Annotated in this window: 15 protein-coding genes; 9 read left to right on the forward strand and 6 right to left on the reverse strand. The window is 67.6% G+C overall.

Annotated elements, in window-relative coordinates; genetic code table 11:
* Window positions 1–60: 60 nt before the first annotated feature.
* From MJO58_RS09290 to nicT, 4 genes are all read right to left on the reverse strand, one after another.
* Window positions 61–1,116 carry an NADH-quinone oxidoreductase subunit B family protein gene (locus tag MJO58_RS09290; protein ID WP_090601219.1) on the reverse strand — a complete coding sequence of 352 codons (1,056 nt, stop codon included), beginning with the start codon at window positions 1,114–1,116 and terminating at the stop codon, window positions 61–63.
* 303 nt (window positions 1,117–1,419) lie between these two features.
* Window positions 1,420–2,196 (reverse strand): hydrogenase nickel incorporation protein HypB, encoded by a 777-nt coding sequence (gene hypB, locus MJO58_RS09295; RefSeq protein ID WP_239722659.1) that lies wholly within the window; start codon window positions 2,194–2,196, stop codon window positions 1,420–1,422.
* A 39-nt stretch (window positions 2,197–2,235) separates the two neighbouring features.
* Complete coding sequence (locus MJO58_RS09300; protein WP_090601221.1) at window positions 2,236–2,571, reverse strand: hydrogenase maturation nickel metallochaperone HypA; 336 nt, start codon at window positions 2,569–2,571, stop codon at window positions 2,236–2,238.
* 74 nt (window positions 2,572–2,645) lie between these two features.
* Window positions 2,646–3,764: a Nickel transporter NicT gene (nicT, locus tag MJO58_RS09305; RefSeq protein ID WP_239722660.1), complete on the reverse strand. Its 1,119-nt coding sequence runs from the start codon at window positions 3,762–3,764 to the stop codon at window positions 2,646–2,648.
* A gap of 116 nt (window positions 3,765–3,880) precedes the next feature.
* Here nicT and MJO58_RS09310 point away from each other — a divergent pair, with 116 nt between their 5' ends.
* On the forward strand, window positions 3,881–4,363 hold the full coding sequence (locus tag MJO58_RS09310) for a Fur family transcriptional regulator (protein WP_090601223.1): 483 nt from the start codon (window positions 3,881–3,883) through the stop codon (window positions 4,361–4,363).
* A 2-nt stretch (window positions 4,364–4,365) separates the two neighbouring features.
* Here the strand turns inward: MJO58_RS09310 and mtr are convergent, their stop codons facing one another.
* The gene (mtr, locus tag MJO58_RS09315; RefSeq protein ID WP_239722661.1) at window positions 4,366–5,745 is read right to left on the reverse strand and encodes a mycothione reductase; all 1,380 of its coding nucleotides are present in this window, start codon (window positions 5,743–5,745) and stop codon (window positions 4,366–4,368) included.
* Window positions 5,746–5,749: 4 nt separating this feature from the next.
* Entirely contained in the window at window positions 5,750–6,772 is a 1,023-nt protein-coding gene (locus tag MJO58_RS09320) for an alpha/beta hydrolase (protein WP_239722662.1), read from the reverse strand.
* A 185-nt stretch (window positions 6,773–6,957) separates the two neighbouring features.
* Between MJO58_RS09320 and mqo the strand changes: the two genes are divergently transcribed.
* The 8 genes from mqo (at window position 6,958) to MJO58_RS09360 (ending at window position 17,500) form a co-directional block, all read left to right on the forward strand.
* Window positions 6,958–8,391, forward strand: a complete 1,434-nt coding sequence (gene mqo / locus MJO58_RS09325; RefSeq protein WP_434086365.1) for a malate dehydrogenase (quinone) — start codon at window positions 6,958–6,960, stop codon at window positions 8,389–8,391.
* A gap of 48 nt (window positions 8,392–8,439) precedes the next feature.
* Complete coding sequence (locus MJO58_RS09330) at window positions 8,440–8,910, forward strand: GNAT family N-acetyltransferase (protein ID WP_090601226.1); 471 nt, start codon at window positions 8,440–8,442, stop codon at window positions 8,908–8,910.
* On the forward strand, window positions 8,907–10,745 hold the full coding sequence (locus tag MJO58_RS09335; RefSeq protein ID WP_239722664.1) for a magnesium chelatase subunit D family protein: 1,839 nt from the start codon (window positions 8,907–8,909) through the stop codon (window positions 10,743–10,745). Before MJO58_RS09330 ends, MJO58_RS09335 begins: the two co-directional genes overlap by 4 nt.
* Window positions 10,746–10,777: 32 nt before the next feature.
* Window positions 10,778–11,392, forward strand: a complete 615-nt coding sequence (gene cobO / locus MJO58_RS09340; RefSeq protein ID WP_239722665.1) for a cob(I)yrinic acid a,c-diamide adenosyltransferase — start codon at window positions 10,778–10,780, stop codon at window positions 11,390–11,392.
* Window positions 11,389–12,768 carry a cobyrinic acid a,c-diamide synthase CobB gene (locus MJO58_RS09345; RefSeq protein ID WP_239722666.1) on the forward strand — a complete coding sequence of 460 codons (1,380 nt, stop codon included), beginning with the start codon at window positions 11,389–11,391 and terminating at the stop codon, window positions 12,766–12,768. The genes cobO and MJO58_RS09345 overlap by 4 nt, the downstream gene beginning before the upstream one ends.
* A gap of 34 nt (window positions 12,769–12,802) precedes the next feature.
* Window positions 12,803–14,020: a uroporphyrinogen-III C-methyltransferase gene (gene cobA / locus MJO58_RS09350; protein WP_090601229.1), complete on the forward strand. Its 1,218-nt coding sequence runs from the start codon at window positions 12,803–12,805 to the stop codon at window positions 14,018–14,020.
* A 22-nt stretch (window positions 14,021–14,042) separates the two neighbouring features.
* On the forward strand, window positions 14,043–15,647 hold the full coding sequence (locus MJO58_RS09355; protein ID WP_090601230.1) for an MFS transporter: 1,605 nt from the start codon (window positions 14,043–14,045) through the stop codon (window positions 15,645–15,647).
* 104 nt (window positions 15,648–15,751) lie between these two features.
* Complete coding sequence (locus MJO58_RS09360; RefSeq protein WP_239722667.1) at window positions 15,752–17,500, forward strand: proline--tRNA ligase; 1,749 nt, start codon at window positions 15,752–15,754, stop codon at window positions 17,498–17,500.
* Window positions 17,501–17,506: the final 6 nt, after the last annotated feature.

Here is a 17,506-nt window from a genome sequence, read left to right on the forward strand (position 1 = left end):
CTCTCTGCTCCAAGGGCTGGTGGCGTGAAGTCGCTGAAAAAAAGACGAGCGCGCCGCGACCTACCAGGTGCGGCGTGCCCCGCTGACGAGCTCGGTGCCCTTGTGGCGCCAGCGCGGTTCCTTGTCGACGGTTCGGGCCGTGATACCCCTCAAACTACGAATCACGGACCCGTATAACCCCGACGCAGTGCTGGAGAGTTTGCCGCCGGGCGGTTCGTCCATGAACGGCATGAATTTGTCGGGGAACCCCGGCATCGTGCACCCGATGCAGATTCCGCCGACGTTCGGGCAACCACCGATGCCGTTGATCCATCCGCGCTTGGGCACATTGCATTTCACGACCGGGCCCCAACAGCCAAGTTTGACAATGCATTTCGGTGAGCCGTACTCGGTGGCGAAATCGCCCTGCTCGTAGTAGCCGGCCCGGTCACACCCCTCGTGCACCGTGTTGCCGAATAACCACTTGGGGCGCAGCGCGTCGTCGAGCGGGATCATCGGCGCCTGGCCGGTGGCCATGTACAGCAGGTAGGTCAGTGTCTCGGACAGGTTGTCCGGATGGATCGGGCAGCCGGGCACGCACACGATCGGGATGCCGGCCTTGCTTTTCCATCCCCAGCCGAGGTAGTCGGGTACGCCCATCGCTCCGGTCGGATTGCCGGCCATCGCGTGGATGCCGCCGTAGGTGGCGCAGGTCCCGACCGCGACGATCGCTGTGGCCTTGGGCGCCAGCCGGTCGAGCCACTCGCTGGTGGTCATCGGCTGACCGGTGGCGGGGTCGTTGCCGAATCCGCACCAGTAGCCCTCGTCCTTGATCTTCTCGTTGGGAATGGATCCCTCGACGACAAGCACGAACGGTTCCAGTTCACCGCGGTCGGCCTTGAAGAACCATTCGAGGAAGTCGTCCGCGCCCCCGGTGGGTCCGCATTCGAAATCGATCAGGGGCCAGTGGACGGCGACTTTGGGGAGACCGGGCAGAGCTCCGAGAGCGATCTCCTCGACGCTGGGTTGGGTGGCGGCAGTCAACGCCACCGAATCGCCGTCACAACTGAGGCCCGCGTTGATCCACAGCACGTGGATCAGCGTCTCTTCTGCTTTGACTGCTGCTTCCGTTGGCATACTGCAGCTTTCCGGGGCCGGGCTGAGGCCCCTGCGCCACCGGAGTCGACCGTCGGCCCACTTGCGCAGCGCTGTTTTTGGGTCTACTCCCAGCCCTCTGGGGTTGTCAACGGTTCCTCATTTGCGGGCAGCTAAACAGATGTCCAATGGGCGCCGTAAAACAGCCCATTTGCGCTGTGCAGCAGCTAATTTCGGCAAATGGGCGCTGGCGCTTCGAACCGATGAGCGTGGCTAACTACTACGAGGTGGAGTAGGCGTCGGGAACGACCTTGTCTTGCAAATGGTTTGCAAGACATCGCACGTTCAGTCCACCACCCCGTCGGCGAACCGTCTCAGCCAACCGAACCAGGCGCCCATGCCGGCGCCGGTGCGCGCGCTCACCGGCAGAATCGTCGCGGTCGCATTGACCTCGCGGACGTGCGCAATGTAACTGTCCACCTCGACGTCCAGGTAGGGGATCAGGTCAATCTTGTTGAGCAACACCACATCCACCGATCTGAACATCACGGGATACTTCAGTGGCTTGTCCTCACCCTCGGTGACGGAGTAAACCATGGCCTTGGCGTGCTCGCCGACGTCGAACTCCGCGGGGCAGACCAGGTTGCCGACGTTCTCGATGATCACCAGGTCCAGTCCGGGGAGGTCGAGGCCCGGCAGCGCGCGATTGACCATGGGAGCGTCGAGGTGGCATTCGCCGCCAAAGCCGTTACTGGTGTTCAGCAGTGACACCTGGGCGCCGCGACCGCTGAGCTTGGCCGCATCGAGGTCGGTGGCGATGTCGCCCTCGATCACCCCGATCGCCAACTGTCCGGCGAGCTCGTCAAGGGTTGCCGCGAGGACGGTCGTTTTTCCCGAGCCCGGCGAGCTCATCAGGTTGAGTGCGCGGATGCCGTTGCTCTCGAAGGCCGCGCGGTTGGCGCCGGCGCGAACGTCGTTCTCGGCGAAGATCGCCTCCAGCACGTCGATGCGCTGCTTGCCGGTCTCGTAGTGACGGTGATCGCCGTGGTCGTGCTCATGTGAAACGTGATCGTGATCGTGCGGGTGCCCGGTGCCGTCGTCGTGCCGATGAAATCTACCCATCGCTCAACACCTTTCGATGTGACGTCCGGCGCGGACGTGTCACGAGACGTCCAGCGACGTCACCAGGAACTCGTTGCCGCACACGACCTCGACGTCGGAGCTGTCGCAGTGTGGACACCAAATCGACCAGGCCGAGGTGATCTCCGACTGGCGGCCGCACGCGTGGCAGCGGACCTGCGCGCCGACGCACTCGAGTTCCAGCTCGGCGTCCGGCATGTTCTCCGATTCCCGGACGAGGGTCCAGCAGAACGACAACGAATCGGGAACCACCTGGCGCAGGGCGCCGATCCGGACGCGGACCACGTCGACGTGCCGTCCGTCGGCGTGTGTTTTGACCACGCCTGCGATCGCCTCGCACAGCGAAAGCTCATGCATCGCCGGTCACCGGTCTCGGGCGCGCGGCCATGAAGTCGTTTCTACACCCGTGCGGCCGCGGATACCCGGTGAATTCAGCCCGTGCTTTCGGTCGGCACGGCCCACTTCTGTTCGATGCGGCCATAGCGCCACACGAGTAGGGCTGCCACCCAGGTGGCAGCGAAGATGCCGACTACGACGAAGCCGACGGTGTTGAGGTCGAGTCCACCGAGCAAGTCCCAGAACCGGCCGCGCCAGCCCAACTGCTCGGCGAACAGCCCGAGCAGTTCGACGCTGCCGATCAGCAGGGCGACGACCACCGACAGCGCGGTGACGGTGATGTTGTAGTAGATCTTGCGCACCGGGTTGGAGAACGCCCAGCCGTAGGCGAAGTTCATGAACGAGCCGTCGATGGTGTCCAGCAGGCACATGCCGGCGGCGAACAACACCGGCAAACACAGGATGGCGTACCAGGGCAGCCCGACCGCCGCGCTGGTGCCGGCCAGCACCAGCAGGGCGACCTCGGTGGCGGTGTCGAAGCCCAGGCCGAACAGCAGGCCGATCGGGTATATGTGCCACGACTTGGTGATCGAGTGCGTGAAGCGGCCGAGGAAGCGGTTGAGAAATCCGCGGTTGTCCAGTTGCCGTTCCAGCTCGGTCTCGTCGTACTGGCCGCGGCGCATTCGCAAGACCACCCGCAGGATTGCGACCAGCACCATGAGATTGAGCAGAGCGATCAGGTAGAGGAACGCGCCCGAGACGCTCGTGCCGATCAGTGCGGTGTAGTGATGCAGCGCCGAGGAGTCGTCCTGGAGCGGCCCGACGATCGCTTTGGCCCCGATCGCCAGCAGCATCGCCAGGGTGAACACCACGGTGGAGTGGCCCAGCGAGAAGAAGAACCCGACGGCCAGGGGGCGCTGCCCGTCGCTCATCAGCTTGCGGGTGGTGTTGTCGATGGCGGCGATGTGGTCGGCGTCGAAGGCGTGCCGCAGTCCGAGAGCGTAAGCCGTCAGCCCGACGCCGATGCCAAAGGCCTTGCCGCCCACGCTTAGTCGCGCCGGCTCAACGATCACCACCAGGGTGAACCAGCCGATGAGATGCAGCGCGACGATCACCGCGAGCATGACCCCCAGGCGCCCCCACTCCGCCGTCGTCAGGAAGCCGTAAAGCCTGGCTAACCTGGTGCGCCGCGCGGCGAGCTCCGTTCCCGGCATTCGTCCCACATTAGGGTCGGGCGCGAGCTGGATGCAACCGAGTTGCAGGAGGAATCGGCGACTCCGTGGGACGCCCAAGACTGGTAATCCGGGATATCCGGCGCAAGACTAGGCGGGTGACGTCCAACCCGTCGTCGCTTGATCCCGCGGTCACCGAACGCATCGGTGACTTCCTGCGCGCCCGCGGGTTGCGGCGCATGACCTCGCGGATCCAGGTACTGGCGGTGCTCGAACCCGTGCACGGACACCTCTCCGTCGCGGAGATTCACCAGCGGGTGCGGGCCAGCTTGCCCGCCGGTGCCCAGCCGCCCGATGTGGCCACCATCTACCGCACGGTGACCACGCTGGTCGAGCAGGCGGTGTTGCACGCGCTCACCCTCGACGGTGGCATCACGACCTACGGATTGGCGGCCACCCCGCATCACCATGCGGTGTGCACGCAGTGCGGCTCGATCATCGAAGTGCCCGCGCGTCAGCTCAGTTCAGCGCTCGAGCACGCGATGGAGGGTAGTGCGTTCGCCCTGTCGGAACGGGCCGGGCTGACGCTGCGCGGCCTGTGCCCGCGATGCCAGCAGGGCGAGTCGGCGGCCCGGCACTGAGGTCAGCGCAGGCCCAGCAGCGCGTTCTCCACCACTTCGGGCAGCGCCGGGTGAATCCAGTACTGCCCGCGGGCCATCTCCGGGGCCTTCAGCCCGAAGCTCACCGCCTGGATCAAGGGCTGGATGATCGACGAGGCCTGATGGCCCATGATGTGGGCACCCAGCAGACGCCCGGTGCCGCACTCGCCGATCAGCTTGACGAACCCGGTGGTGTCCTCCATCGCCCAGCCGTAGGCGACGTCGCCGTAATCCTGGATCTTCACCGAGGTCTTGAAACCCTGTGCAATGGCTTCGATTTCGGTTAGTCCGACGTAGGCGATCTGGGGATCGGTGAACACCGCGGACGGCACGAAGCGATGGTCGCTGACCGCCATCGCCGCGGTGTCGTCCCAGTCGCACAGCAGATTGTGCTGCACCACGCGCGCCTCGTGGTTGGCGACGTGCTTGAGTTGATACTTCGAGGAGACGTCGCCGAGGGCGAAAACTCCACGTGCCGTGGTTCTTTGGTACTCGTCGACGGCGACAAGGCCGTCCTCGACGGCGATTCCGGCCTGCTCGAGGTCGAGTTGATCGGCGTTGGAGACCCGGCCGGTCGCGACCAGCAGTGCATCGGCGTTGATGGTGTGGCCGTTGTCGAGGTGCACCGCGACACCCGGGCCCTGGTTCTCGGCGCCCACGACATTGCAGTGGGTGTGCAGTTCCCATTTGTTCGACGCGATGCGGGTGAAGCGTTTACACAGGGTGTCATCGCAGTGCCGGAGCAGGGCGGAGCCACGGACCACCAGGGTGACCCGCGAGCCCAATGACGAGAAGATATGGGCGAATTCGGCGGACACGAAACCACCCCCGACGATCACCAGATGTGCTGGGAACTCGGAGATTCGCATGATCGTGTCGCTGGTGTAGTACTGCGCGCCGCAGTCGAGGATCGCCGGGGGAACCACGGCCCGAGCGCCCGCGGCGATCACCACCTGCTCGGCGGTGAACTCGTCACCGGCGTCGGTGCGCAGCAGATACCGCCCGTCGGCCTGGACCGGACCGAATCGGGTGTGCTGCTTGTACACGTCGATGTTGGGCGCCGAGCTGCGATAGTCCTCACCGCCGACCCCGATCGGATCGATGCGCCCGAAGACGCGCGAGACGATGTCGTCCCAGCGCACCCGGTCGATGTGTGCGTCGATGCCGTAACGCGAAGCCTCGCGGATGGTTTGGGCGACCTCGGCGGCGTAGACGAACATCTTGGTCGGGATGCAGCCGACGTTGAGGCAGGTGCCGCCGAAGGTGCCCTGCTCGCAGATCGCGACGCGCTTGTCGGCGAAGCGGTCATCGGCAACGGTGTTGCCCGAGCCGGTCCCGATGATCGCGACGTCGTAGGTCTCCACGCCGTCACCCCTTTCCGAGTGATGCCGAGGCGTCGGTGTCAGTGGTGCGCAGGTAGCCGTCCAGCCACAGATCCAGTTGCCGATAGGCGGCTTCGCGCGGACCCGCCAGGGACAGGAACACGTCGTGTTTGGCGTCGGTCACCGGAACGATGGTGCTGCGGTTGCCGATGCAGCCCGCCCACCGGGCGATCTGGGTGACGTCGAGGACGGCGTCGCCCCGTTGCATCGACATCGCGTCCGCGGATTCGGTCACGCTGCGGTCCGAGCGCAGGATCAGGTTCGGCACCCCGACGTCGAGACCTCGGTGCAGGCGGACCTGGCCGCGGCGCACGGCGTGCAGCCATCCCGCGGTGATAGGGAAGCCGCCCAACGGTTTCCATTCCAGGTTGTAGTCGAACTCGCCGTCGTAGTCGCGGTGCAGGGTGGTGCCGTAACCGCCCTTGCTGGTGCCCCGCAACACGACTTTGGAACGCACTCGCGACAGACCGGCGATCATCGCCGACGTCATTCCCAGGCGCAGCACCGCCGGTCCGTGCAGATCCAGGAAGGGGCTATTGAGCACCAAGCCGCCGATGCGGTTGTGCGCCTTGGCGTTTCGGCTTCGCAACCGGTCCAGCCACAGCGGCACGATCAGGCCGCCGGCGGAATGGCCGTACATCAGGACCCGGACGTCGGGGGCCTGCTCGCCGATGACGGTCAGGGCGCGTTCGAGTTCGGCGTCGTAGTGCGCGAGATCGGTGATGAAGTGCGGGGTCTGGCCCTCGCGCCGCGACCGCCCGCACTTCTGCAGGTCCAATGCGTAGAAGGTGAAACCGCGGCTGGCGAAGTGATCGGCCAGCGCGGTGTTGAAGAAGTAGTCGGTGTAACCGTGCACCGTCAGAACCGCGTGCTCGAGAGCGGCGTCACCGCCGCCGGGGCCGCGCCGTATCAGGGTTGCGACGATGTCGCCCTCGCCGGCGGGATCGGGTCCCAATGCGATGGTGTACTGCCAATAGCCAGGCAGGACATCGGGCACCCAGCCAGTCACCAGGCCAGCTTAGCGTGGCGAGTGCTTTTGCTGGTCGAGGCAGGTTCGGGTCGGTGCGGTCGAGCCGGCCGGGATAGCCTGGATGACCGGCTAGAAAAGGACCTCGAAAAGAACCAGAAAGGGCCAGCATCTCGGTGTCAGACACAACGGCGCGCACCGACGTCGTGCTGGTCGGCGCCGGGATCATGAGCGCCACGCTGGCCGCGTTGCTGCGGCGACTGGAGCCGGACTGGTCGATCACGGTGGTCGAGCGACTCGATGCGGTCGCCGCGGAGAGCAGCAGCCCGTGGAACAACGCCGGCACCGGCCACGCCGGGCTGTGCGAGATGAACTACACCCCCGAGCGCCCCGACTGCCAGGGGGCGATCGACATCAGCAAAGCCGTGTCGATCAACGAGCAATTCCAGGTGACGCGCCAGTTCTGGGCCTATGCCGTCGAGAACGGCATCCTCACCGATCGGCGCTTCGTCAACCCCGTCCCGCATGTCAGCTTCGTGCACGGCGCGCGGCACGTCGACTATCTGCGGCGCCGCCAGCGGGCGCTGGCGCCGAACCCGCTGTTCGCCGGGACGGAACTGGTCGACGATCCGGACGAGTTCGCCCGCCGGCTGCCGTTCATGGCCGCCGGACGTGACTTCTCCGAACCGATTGCGCTCAACTGGGCCGCCGACGGCACCGACGTCGACTTCGGCGCGCTGACCAAGCAGCTCATCGGCTATTGCGTGCGCCACGGCGCCATGGCGCTGTTCGGTCACGAGGTGCGCAACCTGACCCGTCATTCTGGTGGCTGGACGCTGCAGATCGGAAATCGGCGCACCGGCGAAAAGCGGAAACTGGACGCGAAATTCGTGTTCGTCGGCGGCGGTGGTGACGCACTGCCGCTGTTGCAGAAGTCCGGCATCGCAGAGGCCAAAGGCTTCGCCGGCTTCCCGATCGGCGGCCGGTTCCTGCGCACCGACAACCCGGCGCTGACCGCCGCGCACCGCGCCAAGGTCTACGGCGTCCCCGCGCCCGGCGCACCGCCGCTCGGGGCGCTGCATCTGGACCTTCGGTTCGTCAACGGCAAGTCGTGGCTGGTCTTCGGGCCGTACGCCGGCTGGTCGCCTAAGTTCTTGAAGCATGGTCACGTCAGCGATTTGCCCCGTTCAGTCAGGCGGGACAACGTGGTGTCGATGCTGGGGGTCGGCATCACCGAGATGACGCTGGTCAATTACTTGATCCGCCAACTGCGGCTCACCGAACGCGATCGGCTGGATGCGCTGCGCGAATTCGCCCCGAGCGCGCGGGATTCGGATTGGCAGCTGACGGTGGCCGGCCAGCGCGTGCAGGTGATCCGGCGCGCCACGGGCAAAGGCGGGGCCCTTGAGTTCGGCACCACTGTGGTGGGTTCGGCCGACGGCAGCATCGCGGGGCTGCTTGGTGGCTCACCCGGGGCCTCGACCGCCGTGCCGATCATGCTCGATGTATTGGCGAGCTGTTTTGCCAACCGCTACCGGTCCTGGCTGCCCAGGCTCAAAGAGATGGTGCCCTCGCTTGGCGCCCGGCTATCCGACGAGCCGGCGCTCTACGACGAGGTGCGCGCGTGGAGTGCCAAGATATTACAGTTGAACGGCTCATGAACCGCACCGGCGAGCGAAGTGAAAAGTGATGAGGAGGAGCGGCGCCCAATGAGTGAAGCGCTACGCCGCATCTGGGCCAAAGACCTTGACGCGCAAACTCTTTACGAGCTGCTCAAGCTGCGGGTCGAGGTGTTCGTCGTCGAGCAGGCCATCCCGTATCCGGAGCTGGACGGGCGCGACCTGCTCGCCGAGACCCGACACTTCTGGCTGGAAACCCCCGACGGTGACGTGATCTGCACGCTGCGGCTGATGGAGGAGCATGCCGGGGGCGAGAAGGTGTTCCGGATCGGCCGGCTGTGCACCAAACGCAGCGCGCGCGGACAGGGCCACACCACCCGCCTGCTGCGCGCCGCGCTGGCCGAGGTCGGCGACTACCCGTGCCGGATCAACGCGCAGACCTACCTCGCCGAGATGTACGCCCACCATGGTTTCGTGCGCGACGGCGACGATTTCCTCGACGACGGCGTGCCGCACGTCCCCATGCTGCGGCCCGGTTCCGGGCAGACGGCGATGCCGTGAAGCCGTATCCGTTCAGCGCGATCGTCGGCCACGATCAGTTACGGCTGGCGCTCTTGCTGTGTGCGGTGCGCCCGGAAATCGGTGGAGCGCTGATCCGCGGCGAGAAGGGCACCGCCAAATCGACGGCCGTGCGCGGGCTTGCCGCGCTGTTGTCCGCGGCAACGGGACACAACGGTGCCGGCTCCGGCCTGGTCGAAATGCCCCTCGGCGCAACCGAAGACCGGGTTATCGGTTCGCTGGATCTGCAGCGGGTGCTGCGCGACGGCGAGCATGCCTTCTCGCCCGGGTTGCTCGCGCGTGCCCACGGTGGCGTGCTGTACGTCGACGAGGTCAACCTGCTGCACGATCATTTGGTCGATGTGCTGCTCGACGCCGCGGCGATGGGCCGGGTGCACATCGAACGCGACGGCATCTCGCATTCGCATGAGGCCCGTTTCGTGCTGATCGGCACGATGAATCCAGAGGAAGGCGAACTGCGCCCGCAGCTGCTCGACCGGTTCGGGCTGACGGTCGAGGTGCACGCCTCGCGTGACGTCGAGGTGCGCGCGGAGGTGATCCGGCAGCGGATGGCCTACGAGGCCGACCCGGATGGGTTCGCCACACGCTACGCCGCCGCCGACGCCGAGCTGGCCCAGCGCATCGCCGCGGCCCGCGCGCTGGTTGACGATGTGGTGTTGCCGGACAACGAATTACGACGCATCGCGGCGCTGTGTGCGGCGTTCGACGTCGACGGGATGCGTGCCGACCTGGTGGTGGCCCGCACCTCCGTCGCCCACGCCGCCTGGCGGGGCGCGACAACCGTGGCCGAGCAGGACATCCGGGTGGCCGCCGAACTGGCGCTGCCGCACCGGCGCCGCCGCGACCCGTTCGACGACCCGGGCATCGATCGCGAGCAGCTAGACGAGGCCCTGGAGGCGGCCCGGAATGATCTAGAGCCCGATCCCGACCCGCCCGGCGGTGGGCAGTCCGCCAACAACGCAGCCGCACAACAAGATTCGTCTTCAGACGCGAAACCCCAGCCGCCCCGGACCCGGCCCAGCGCCCCGCCGTCGAAGACGTTTCGTGCCCGGGCGCTGACGGTACCCGGCGTCGGTGAAGGAGCGCCCGGCCGGCGCTCGCGGGGCCGCAATCTGTCGGGCAGCGTCGTGGCCGCCGCCGACGCCGACGACCCGGGCGCCCATGGTCTGCACCTGTTCGCCACCCTGCTGTCGGCCGCCGAGCGGGCCGAAGCGGGGCCGTTGCGCCCGCGGCCCGACGACCTCCGCCGCGCGGTCCGCGAGGGACGCGAAGGCAACCTGGTGATCTTCGTCGTCGACGCGTCCGGGTCGATGGCCGCCCGGGACCGGATGGCCGCCGTCAGCGGTGCCACTCTCTCGCTGTTGCGCGACGCGTATCAACGGCGCGACAAGGTCGCCGTGATCACCTTCCGCCAGCAGGAGGCGCGGCTATTGCTGCCGCCGACCTCATCGGCCCACATCGCCGGGCGCCGGCTGGCCCGATTCGACACCGGCGGCAAGACGCCGCTGGCCGAGGGCTTGCTGGCCGCGCGTGCGCTGATCGTGCGGGAGCGGGCCCGCGATCGGGCGCGCCGTCCGCTGGTGGTGGTGCTGACCGACGGCAGGGCCACCGCGGGCCCGGACCCCTTGGGCCGCAGTCGAATCGCGGCGTCGCGGCTGGTGGCCGAGGGTGCGGCGGCGGTGATCGTGGACTGCGAAACGTCGTATGTGCGCCTGGGGTTGGCTCAGCAGCTGGCCCGACAACTCGGTGCACCGACCATCCGGCTGGAGCAACTGCACGCCGACCATCTCACCCGGGCCGTGCGCAGCGCGGCCTAGCCGGTGCGCCGCGACGAAGGAGGTGTGCCCGTATGCCACAGGGAACCCCGCTGCAGGTGCCGGATGACGGACTGAGCACCCGGGCCCGGCGCAACCTGCCGGTGCTGGCGGTGCACACCGGTGACGGCAAGGGCAAGTCGACCGCGGCGTTCGGAATGGCGTTGCGCGCGTGGAACGTCGGCCTCGACGTCGCGGTGTTTCAGTTCGTCAAGAGCGCGAAATGGAAAGTGGGGGAGGAAGCCGTGTTTCGGCAGCTGGGCCGGTTGCACGACGAGCACGGCATCGGTGCAGCGGTCCAGTGGCACAAGATGGGCAGCGGCTGGTCCTGGACGCGTAGATCCGGTAGCGAGGACGATCACGCGGCCGCGGCCGCCGACGGCTGGGCGGAGATCTCGCGCCGGCTGGCCGAGCAGCGTCACGACTTCTATGTGCTCGACGAGTTCACCTACCCGCTGAAGTGGGGCTGGGTCGACGTCGAGGAGGTGGTGGACGTATTGCTGGCCAGGCCCGGCCATCAGCATGTGGTGATCACCGGACGCGCCGCCCCGCCGCGACTGGTCGAGGTTGCCGACCTGGTCACCGAGATGACCAAGGTCAAGCATCCGATGGATGCGGGCCGCAAGGGCCAGCAGGGTATCGAGTGGTGAACGCCCCCGCGGTCGTCGTCGCCGCACCCGCGTCGGGCAGCGGAAAGACCACGATCGCAACGGGTTTGATCGGAGCTCTGCGCCGGGCCGGGCACGCGGTCGCGCCGTTCAAGGTAGGGCCCGACTTCATCGACCCCGGCTATCACGGCCTGGCCGCGGGCCGGCCCGGACGCAACCTCGACCCGGTGATGGTGGGCGAACCGCTGATCGGCCCGCTCTACGCGCACGGCGCCGCCGGCGCCGACATCGCGGTGATCGAAGGCGTGATGGGACTGTTCGACGGGCGGATCGGGCCTGATACGTCATCCCCGCCGCCGGGCTGCACAGCGCACGTCGCCGCGCTGGTAGGCGCCCCGGTGATCCTGGTCGTCGACGCGCGCGGCCAGAGCCACAGCATTGCCGCACTGCTGCATGGCTTTTCGACGTTCGATACCGCAACCCGGATCGCGGGCGTGATCCTCAACCGGGTGGGATCAGCCCGCCACGAGCAGGTGTTGCGACAGGCCTGCGAGCACACCGGCATCCCGGTGTTGGGTGCCATTCCGCGTACCGCCGAATTAGAGCTGCCGACAAGGTATTTGGGCCTAGTCACCGCGGTCGAATACGGGCGGCAGGCCCGGCTCGCCGTCGAGGCGATGACTGACCTGATCGCGCGGCACGTCGACCTGGCCGCGGTGAGGGCGGTCGCGGCAAGCCGCAACACCAGCGCACCGTGGGATCCCGTTGCCGCGGTGGGGGAGACGGCGCCTCGCCGCGCCACGGTCGCGATGGCCGCCGGGAAGGCATTCAGCTTCGGCTATGCCGAACACGCCGAGCTGTTGCGCGCCGCCGGTGCCGACGTGCTCGAGTTCGACCCGCTGGTCGATACGCTGCCCGACGGCACGGGTGCTGTGCTGCTGCCCGGCGGCTTCCCCGAGCAGTTCACCGCCGAGTTGTCCGCCAATGACGTTGTGCGACAACAGATCCGCGAGTTAGCCGCCGCCGGCGCTCCGGTGCACGCCGAATGTGCGGGCCTGATCTACCTGGCTTCCGAACTCGACGGCTACCCGATGTGCGGGGTGCTGGGCGGATCGGCGCGGTTCACCCCGCAGCTGACGCTGGCGTATCGCGATGCGGTCGCGGTCGCCGATTCGGCGCTGTTTGCCGCCGGGGCCCGGGTGGTCGGACACGAATTCCACCGGACCGTGATCAGCTTCACCGAGAGCTACCAGCCGGCCTGGGTCTACCGGTCCGGAGACGCCGACCCCGGCGCTGCGCCGATGCGCGACGGCGTGGTGCACGCCGGGGTGCACGCGTCGTATCTGCACACCCACCCGGCCGCGGTGCCGGACGCGGTGGCGCGTTTCGTCGCGCGCGCCGCGGCGCGCCTGTCGTGACGGCCGCGCCGATCGTCTTCACTAGGCTTGCCGCGTGACCGAGAGCCCCTACCTCGTCGGGCTGCGGCTGGCCGGCAAGAAGGTCGTCGTGGTCGGCGGAGGCACGGTCGCCCAGCGCCGGCTACCGCTGCTGATCTCCAGCGGCGCCGACGTGCACGTGATCAGCCGGGCCGCTACCCCCGCCGTCGAGGCGATGAGCGGAATCACCCTGACGCTGCGCGAATACCGCGTCGGTGACCTCGACGGGGCCTGGTATGCGATTGCGGCCACCGACGACCCCGCGGTCAACGAGGCCGTCGTCGACGAGGCCGACCGCCGGCAGATCTTCTGCGTGCGCGCCGACATCGCCATCGAGGGCACCGCGGTGACCCCGGCGTCGTTCGAGTACGCCGGCCTGTCGGTGGGAGTGCTGGCCGGCGGCGAGCATCGCAGGTCGGCAGCGATCCGCTCGGCGATCCGCGAGGCGCTGCAACAGGGTCTGATCACTGCGGAGAGTTCCGACGTCGTGCGCGGCGGGGTGGCGCTGATCGGTGGCGGTCCCGGCGATCCCGAGCTGATCACCGTCCGCGGGCGCCGGCTGCTCGCCCAGGCCGACGTCGTGGTCGCCGACCGCCTGGCCCCGCCCGAATTGCTCGCCGAGCTGTCGCCGCACGTCGAAGTCATCGACGCCGCCAAGATCCCGTACGGCCGGGCCATGGCCCAGGACGCGATCAACGACGTCATGATCGAGCGGGCTCGCGCGGGAAGCTTCGTGGTTCGCCTCAAGGGCGGTGATCCGTTCGTGTTCGCCCGCGGCTATGAGGAAGTGATCGCATGCGCCGATGCGGGCATTCCCGTCACCGTGGTGCCGGGTGTGACGAGTGCCATAGCGGTGCCCGCGCTGGCCGGTGTTCCCGTCACTCATCGAGCGGTAAATCACGAGTTCGTGGTGGTCAGCGGCCATCTGGCGCCCGGGCATCCCGAATCGTTAGTGAATTGGAATGCACTGGCCGCGCTGTCCGGCACGATCGTGCTGCTGATGGCCGTCGAACGCATCGAACTCTTCGTCGACGCGCTGCTAGAAGGCGGCCGACCTGCGGATACGCCAGTTCTGGTGGTTCAGCACGGAACCACCCCGGCACAGCACACGTTGCGGGCCACGCTGGCCGACACGCCGCAAAAGGTCCGGTCGGAGGGGATCAGACCTCCCGCGATCATCGTGATCGGGCCCGTAGTAGGCCTGAGTGGCATTCGGGCTTTAAACGATTCTTAAGATTACTGTAAGGTAACCCATTATGACGGCCCTCAACGACACTGAGCGCGCGGCCCGAAATTGGTCCGCAATGCGCCCCGATCGTCCGGTACCGGAGCGCACCGAGCGCCCATCGGAGACCACTTCCGGGTCCGCCACCACCCGCACTAGCAGGTATTACCCGACCTGGCTGCCTTCTCGCCGCTTCATCGCTGCCGTGATCGCCATCGGCGGCATGCAGCTGCTGGCAACGATGGACAGCACCGTCGCGATCGTCGCGCTTCCTAAGATTCAGAACGAGCTGAGCCTGTCTGACGCCGGCCGTAGCTGGGTGATCACCGCCTATGTGCTCACCTTCGGGGGCCTGATGCTGTTGGGCGGGCGCCTCGGTGACACCATCGGCCGCAAACGCACCTTCATCGTCGGCGTCACCCTGTTCACCATCTCCTCGATCCTGTGTGCGGTGGCCTGGGACGAGGTGACGCTGGTCATCGCCCGGCTGCTGCAGGGTGTCGGGTCGGCCATCGCGTCGCCGACCGGTCTGGCTCTGGTAGCGACGACGTTTGCGAAGGGCCCGGCGCGCAACGCGGCCACCGCGGTGTTCGCCGCGATGACCGCGATCGGCTCGGTGATGGGCCTGGTCGTCGGCGGGGCGCTGACCGAGTGGTCGTGGCGGCTCGCGTTCCTGGTCAACGTGCCGATCGGGCTGGCGATGATCTACCTGGCCCGCACCGCGCTGCGCGAAACCAACCGAGAGCGGATGAAGCTCGATGCCACCGGGGCCATGCTGGCCACGCTGGCCTGCACGGCTGCGGTGTTCGCCTTCTCGATGGGCCCGGAAAAAGGCTGGATATCGGCGATCACCCTCGGCTCGGGTGCCGTCGCCGTGGCCGCCGCCATCGCGTTCGCCATCGTCGAGCGCACCGCCGAGAATCCCGTCGTGCCGTTCCAGTTGTTCCGCGACCGCAACCGCCTGGTCACGTTCACCGCGATCCTGCTGGCCGGTGGCGTGATGTTCAGCCTCACCGTCTGCATCGGCCTCTACGTTCAGGACATCCTGGGCTACAGCGCGCTGCGCGCCGGGGTCGGATTCATCCCGTTCGTCATCGCGATGGGTATCGGTCTGGGTATCTCCTCGCAGCTGGTGTCGCGGTTCTCGCCGCGAGTGCTGACCATCGGCGGCGGCTGGCTGCTGCTGCTGGCGATGATCTACGGCTGGGCGTTCATGCACCGCGGCGTGCCTTACTTCCCGAACCTGGTGCTGCCGATCGTCGTCGGCGGAATCGGCATCGGCATGGTCGTCGTCCCGCTGACGCTGGCCGCGATCGCGGGCGTCGGTTTCGACCAGATCGGCCCGGTGTCGGCGATGACGCTGATGCTGCAAAGCCTGGGCGGGCCGCTGGTGCTGGCCGTCATCCAGGCCGTCATCACCTCACGCACGCTGTACCTGGGCGGCACCACCGGCCCGGTCAAGGTGATGAACGACGCCCAATTGCAGGCGCTTGACCATGGCTACACCTACGGGCTGCTGTGGGTGGCCGGCACGGCCGTCATCGTCGGCCTTGCCGCCCTGTTCATCGGGTACACCCCGGAGCAGGTCGCGCATGCGCAAGAGGTCAAGGAAGCCATCGACGCCGGCGAGCTGTAACTCGTCAGTCTTCCAGCGAGCGTCACACCAGAGTGGCGGCGGCGTGCTGGCGTTGCTCCGGCGTGACGTTCGTCGAACGGCCAGCCACGCTAGGCTGGCCCGCTGTGATCACCCGGATGTCCGAGCTGTTCCTGCGCACGCTGCGCGACGACCCCGCCGACGCCGAAGTGCCCAGCCACAAACTGCTGGTGCGGGCCGGATACATCCGGCAGGTTGCCCCCGGGCTGTACAGCTGGCTGCCGTTGGGGCTGCGGGTGCTGCGCAATATCGAACGCGTTGTCCGCGAGGAGATGAATGCGATTGGCGGGCAGGAGATTCTGTTCCCCGGTCTGCTCCCGCGCGGGCCGTATGAGACGACGAATCGCTGGACCGAATACGGCGACGGGGTGTTCCGGGTGCAGGATCGTCGCGGGAACGACTACATGCTCGCTCCCACGCACGAAGAGTTCTTCACCCTGGCCGTCAAGGGCGAGTACAGCTCCTACAAGGATTTCCCGCTGACGCTGTACCAAATTCAGATCAAGTACCGCGACGAGGCGCGGCCGCGGGCCGGCATCCTGCGCGCCAGAGAATTCGTGATGAAGGACTCTTACTCCTTCGACATCGACGCCGCCGGGCTCGAGGCGGCCTACCACGCGCACCGAGAGGCCTACCAGCGCATCTTCGACCGGTTGCAGGTTCGCTACGTGATCGTGTCGGCGGTGTCGGGCGCGATGGGCGGCAGCGCGTCGGAGGAGTTCCTGGCCGAGAGCCCGATCGGTGAGGACACCTTCGTCCGCTGCGTGGAATCCGGATATGCCGCCAATGTCGAAGCGGTGCTCACCGCCCGTCCCGAGGCGCTGCCCGTCGGCGGTCAGCCCCCGGCGCAAGTGCACGACACCGGCGATACCCCCACCATCGCCACGCTGGTCCAATGGGCCAACGGCGCCGGTCTGGGCCGCACCGTCACCGCGGCCGACACGCTGAAGAACGTTCTGGTCAAGGTCCGTCAGCCGGGCGGGGAGTGGGAGCTGCTGGCCATCGGGGTGCCCGGCGACCGGGAAGTCGACGACAAACGGCTGGGCGCCGCGCTGGAGCCGGCCGAATACGAATTGCTCGGCGACGCGGATTTCGCCAAGTACCCGTTCCTGGTGAAAGGCTATATCGGTCCGAAGGCATTGCGGGACAACGAGGTTCGTTATCTCGTCGACCCGCGGGTGGTGGACGGCACCAGCTGGATCACCGGGGCCGACGAGCCGGGCCGCCATGTGGTCGGGCTGGTGGCCGGCCGCGACTTCACCGCCGACGGCACCATCGAGGCCGCCGAAGTGCGCGAAGGCGACCCGTCTCCCGACGGTGCCGGCCCGCTGATCATGGCGCGCGGCATCGAGATCGGGCACATCTTCCAGCTGGGCCGCAAATACACCGACGCGTTCGCGGCCGACGTGCTCGGCGAGGACGGCAAGCCGGTGCGACTGACGATGGGCTCCTACGGCATCGGGGTGTCGCGGCTGGTCGCCGTCGTCGCCGAGCAGCAGCACGACGAGCTGGGCCTGCGCTGGCCGGCGTCGATCGCGCCGTTCGACGTGCACCTGGTGATCGCCAACAAAGATGCCGAGGCCCGCCAAGGCGCCACGACGCTGGCTGCCGACCTGAGCCGGCTGGGCCTCGAGGTGTTGCTGGACGATCGCACCGCCTCGCCCGGGGTCAAGTTCAAAGACGCCGAGCTGCTCGGGATGCCCTGGATCGTCGTGGTCGGGCGGGGTTGGGCCAACGGCGTCGTGGAGCTGCGCGATCGATTCGGCGGGCAGGCGCGCGAACTGGCGGCCGGGGTCTCGCTGGCCACCAACATCGTCAACGCGGTCACCGGCTAGCGGTCC

Source organism: Mycobacterium lentiflavum, from assembly GCF_022374895.2.
In the GTDB taxonomy this organism is placed as follows: Bacteria; Actinomycetota; Actinomycetes; order Mycobacteriales; family Mycobacteriaceae; genus Mycobacterium; species Mycobacterium lentiflavum.